Below are 4,230 nucleotides of genomic sequence, written 5' to 3'. Positions count from 1 at the left end.
GTGGCGGCGGGGGTGGCGCCGGCGGCACCGGGGGGGCGCTGCGGGCGATCTCCGGTGGCTTCCCGGGCGGCAATCCTGCGAGCCGGGCGAAGAGATCGTCGGACCGCGCGTTCAGGTCGAAACTGAGAAAAAGATAACCGAAGCCGAGCAGGGCCAGCGCCACCGGCAGCGCCACCCAGGCCGGCACGCTGCGCCGCGCCGGGCTGTGCGGCGCGGTGACGCCCCGCCAATGCGGCGACAGCTCCCGCTCGAACGGGCCGCGCAGCTGGGCGAGCAGCTGGTAGAGCCCCTCGCGGATGCGGTCGAGCTCCATGCCGCCGCCCCGCGCCAGGCGGTAGCGGCCCTGCATGCCCAAGGCGAGCGTCAGATAGGCCACTTCCAGCGCATGCCGGTAGCGTCCCGGATCGCGCTGCATGCCGGAGAGCAGATCGAAGAAGCGCTCGCCCGACCGCACTTCCTGGTGGAAGGACGAGACCAGCGACTGCGCGCCCCAATGGCTCGGCGGGCCCCAGGGGGTGGCCAGCGCCACGTCGTCCAGCGCCGCGCACAGCGCGTAATGCGCGGCGCGCAGCTGGTCGGGGCTGGTGTCGCCAGAGCGCGCCTCGGCCTCGAATTGCCGCAGCGCGCGGATGGCGCCCTGGCGCAGCGCCTCCGGGTCGGCGACATGGGTGGCCTGGGTCAGCTGGGCCAGCAGCTCCAGCAGCGGCGCGGCGGCGGCGGCCAGGGGCGAGATGCCGGTGCGCGGCAGCGCCTCGATCTCCCGCGCCACGGCGCTGGCGGGGGCTGCCATGGCGGGGGCGCCCGGCGCGGCGAAGGGCAGCGCCGGCGCGGCGGGCGCGCCCGTGCGCTGCTGGGGGGCCCGTGGCTGCGGGCCGCGGATGATGGTGCGGTCGGCCTCGTCTTCCGGTTCGGAGAAAGGATTGTCGCTCATCCGCGGATCGCCCAGAGCTCCATCTGCAGCCCGGGGAATTCACCCGAGACATGGATGGCGAAGCCGCCCGAGGCCTGCATCTGCTGCCAGTGCGGGCTGCCGCGGTCGAGCTCGAAATAGGTCGCGCCGGCATTGAAGGGGATCTGCCGCGGCGCCACCGGCAGCGGGCGAACCGCGATGCCGGGCAGCGCGACATTGACCAGCTCGCGGATATGCTCGACGGCGCCGATCTTGACCTGGTTCGGGAAGAGGCGGCGCAGCTGCTCGCCAGGGACTTCCGCCTGCACGGTCAGCACGAACTGGCTGGCGCGCAGGATGCTGCGGTCCATCAGCGGGCCGACGCGCACGCCATGGCGGCGTTCCTGCAGCGGGATGGCGACGGCATTGGTTTCCAGCACCATCGACAGCGCTCGGCGCAGATCGGCGACCACGGGAGAAAAAGCCCGCTGCAGGTCGTCATGCCGATAGGCCGGATAGGGCCGCGCCCGCCGCCCCGGATCGGTGAAGGTGGCGAGCTCGCCTGCCATCTGCACCAGCACCGAGAACAGCGCTTCGGGGTGGATGTTGCCGGCATCCGACCAATGCGCCAGCAACGGCAGCCAGCGGTTCAGCGTCTGCAGCAGCAGAAAATCGGCGACCTCGGCGACGCCGCGGGCGCCGGGCTGCGACAGCCGGGCGGCCAGGGCCTCGGCGCGCTGGCCCAGCATGCCGACCAGCTCCGGCGCCAGGTTGCCGATCGCCGGCCAGGCGGAGACGCGCAGGCAGGGCGGGATGAAGCGCTCGTCGACGATGACGCGGCGGTCGCTCTGCACCTCGACGATGCGGGCGAGGCCCAGGCAGGTGAAGCCCGCCCGCTCCTCGCTCTCCAGCAGGAAGCGCAGGCGGGGACGGCCGACCTGCAGTTCCGCCGGCTGGGTGCTGTCGGAATGGGTATCAAAAGCGTCGAAGCTGCGCATCCCATAGCGCGCGCCCGACAGCTCAGGCATTTCCCCGAAGGCGACCTCGGGGCTGCCTGGCTGGCGGATCGGCGCGGCGAGATAGACGATCTGGTTGCGCGTGCCCTCGGGAAGATCGAGCGGCGGCGGCTGGTCGGCGGTGCCGGGAATGGCGAAGGGCGTGCCGTCCTCCAGCACGCCGGCGGCATTGGCCAGCGCGAACTTCCCCGCCGCCAGCAAGTCGCGGTCCAGCGACAGCTCGGTGAGGCCCCAAGGGTGCGGCCGCAGCGAGGCGGAGCGCGCCTGCACCAGATGCTCCAGATAGCGGTCCTGCTGCTGGAAATGCTGGGCGCGCAGGAACATGCCTTCCTGCCAGACGACCTTGTCGGTCCAGACCATGGCTATTCGCGCCCTCCGCGCCCAGGTGCCGCATCCTCATAGGCCCGGGCGAAGGCCTTGCCGAAAGCGCTGTCGAAATCATCGTCGAATTGCGCGACGGTCTGGCGGTGCAAGGCCTTGTAGGCCTCCCACAGCCGCTTCTCCTTCGAGCCCGGCATCAGCCCGCCGCCGGTGTCGCTGGCCTCCAGCGGCGCCGGCGACAGCCGCGACAGCAGGGCGCGCGCCGCCGCCTGGGTGGCCGCCAGCGTCGCCGCCTGATGCGCGGCGAGGTCGGCCACCGTCTCCTCCATCGCGCCGCCTTCGGGGTTGCTCAGCAACGCCTGCAGCGCGGCGAGATCGGAGGCCGCGAACTTCACCGGGTTGTTGCCCGCCGCGCGCAGCATGGTCTGCTCGATGCGGAATTCTCTCTTGATATCGGCCCGCGCGATCAGCAGGGCGCGGATGCCGGCGACGGCCGCCCGCGTCACCGCGCCGGCGGCGCGCAGGGCGGCGGCGGCATCGGCCCCGGTCAGCGCATGCGGCGGCAGGCCGGCGCCCTGCAGGAAGGCGGCCAGGGCAGCAGCCTCGCCACCAGCCAGAGCCGGCGGCGCCGGAGCGTGCTGGGCGACCTGCGGCGGTGCCACGGGCGCCGGCGCCATGGGGGCCGGTGGCGGCGGCGGCTCGGGCGCGGCGAAGGGCAGCGGCGCGGCCTGCGGCGGCGGCGGCGGCGCAGGAGCCACGGGCGGCGGAACCGGCTGCGGGGGCGGCGCCGCGGCCGGCATGTCCAGGTCCCAGTCGTCCGGGATCACGCTGGCGCTGCGCGTCGGTGGCGGGGTGAAGGCGTCATGCGCCGAGGGCCGGTGGTCCGGCATCGGCGCCTCGCCCTCGCCGAAGGGGTCGGGCGCCTCGGGGCCGGTCTCGCCGAAGGGCCGGCGCGGCGGCGGCGCGGCGCCCATCGGGTCGAACAGCGGGTCCAGCGCGGCGCCCGGCGGCGGACCGCCGAAGGGCAGCGGCGGCGCGGGCTGCGGTGCGGCCGGCGCCGCGGCGAAAGGATCGCCGCCGCCCCAGGCGGAGCCCGGCGACGAGGCCCCTGCCCCGGCGCCGACGCGCAGCTCGATCTCCCAGGCGCCGAGCCGCAGCCGGTCGCCATCGGCCAGCGGCGCGGTGCGGTCGCGCCCGACCGGGGTCGCGGATCCGTTCAGGAAGCAGCCATTGGTCGACAGGTCGCGGATCTGCCAGCCGCCGGCACGGAACTCCAGCATGCAATGCTTCTTCGACAGGACCCGGTCCGGATCGGCCAGCACCCAGTCGCTGCCGGGCGCCCGACCGATGGAGAAATCGCCGCGCGCCTGGCGCGTCTCCGGCACCGCGCTGTCGGGGCAGCGGAGGACGGAAAGGGTCAGCTCCATGCGGGTTCCTCCACCGACAAGCGCCCGGCGCCACCCGCCGCGATGTCGCGCAGCGCCGAGAGAAAACGTTCATAGCGCGCGGCCGCCCGCGCCGCATCGCCGCGAACCGCGGCCAGGGCCAGGGCGCCGGTCACCGCGACGCCGGTCAGGTGGGCTGCCGGCGCGACGGGCGTCGCGCCCGGCGGCGCGATCGAGCGGCCGGACCAGAAGGCGGCGACGGCGGCCCAGGCCTCGGGCCCGCGGCAGCCGGATTCCATGGCCAGCGCCATGCAGCGGTGGCGCACCGCCTCGTCGGCGCGGCGCACCCAGGATTCGGCCGCCTGCAGCGCCTCGGCCTCCAGCGGCGCCAGGGCGCGCGGCGGGGTGGCGCGGGCGGCCATGCAGGCCCACCACACCGCCTCGCGCTTCGGCAGCGCGTAAGCCGCGAGCCGCGCCGCATCGGCGGCGCGCCCCTGCCGCTCCAGCCGCGCCACCCCCTCGGCCGCGTCGGCGGCGCCGCGCAGGCAGGCCTGGCCGGCGGGATCGAGCTCCAGCCAGGGCAGCAGCGGGGCGACGGCGCCGCTGAGCTTTCCAGGGG

Annotated in this window: 4 protein-coding genes; all 4 read right to left on the bottom strand. The window is 75.0% G+C overall.

What is annotated here, in order from left to right; translation table 11 throughout:
- Positions 1-931: type IVB secretion system protein IcmH/DotU (gene icmH, locus BKE38_RS29580; protein ID WP_076960659.1), on the bottom strand; the 931-nt coding region annotated here is incomplete at its 3' end.
- The gene (gene tssK, locus BKE38_RS29575; protein ID WP_076960658.1) at positions 928-2,265 is read right to left on the bottom strand and encodes a type VI secretion system baseplate subunit TssK; all 1,338 of its coding nucleotides are present in this window, start codon (positions 2,263-2,265) and stop codon (positions 928-930) included. The genes icmH and tssK, both read right to left, overlap by 4 nt.
- A 2-nt stretch (positions 2,266-2,267) precedes the next feature.
- Positions 2,268-3,653, bottom strand: a complete 1,386-nt coding sequence (gene tagH, locus BKE38_RS29570) for a type VI secretion system-associated FHA domain protein TagH (protein WP_076960657.1) — start codon at positions 3,651-3,653, stop codon at positions 2,268-2,270.
- The coding region (locus BKE38_RS32655) for a DUF6931 family protein (protein WP_076960656.1) at positions 3,644-4,230 on the bottom strand (587 nt) is incomplete at its 5' end. The genes tagH and BKE38_RS32655, both read right to left, overlap by 10 nt.

Source organism: Teichococcus deserti (assembly GCF_001982615.1).
Classification (GTDB): Bacteria; Pseudomonadota; Alphaproteobacteria; order Acetobacterales; family Acetobacteraceae; genus Pseudoroseomonas; species Pseudoroseomonas deserti.
The sequence above is the reverse complement of the archived record's forward strand: the minus strand, read 5'-3'. Positions and strand labels throughout refer to the sequence as shown.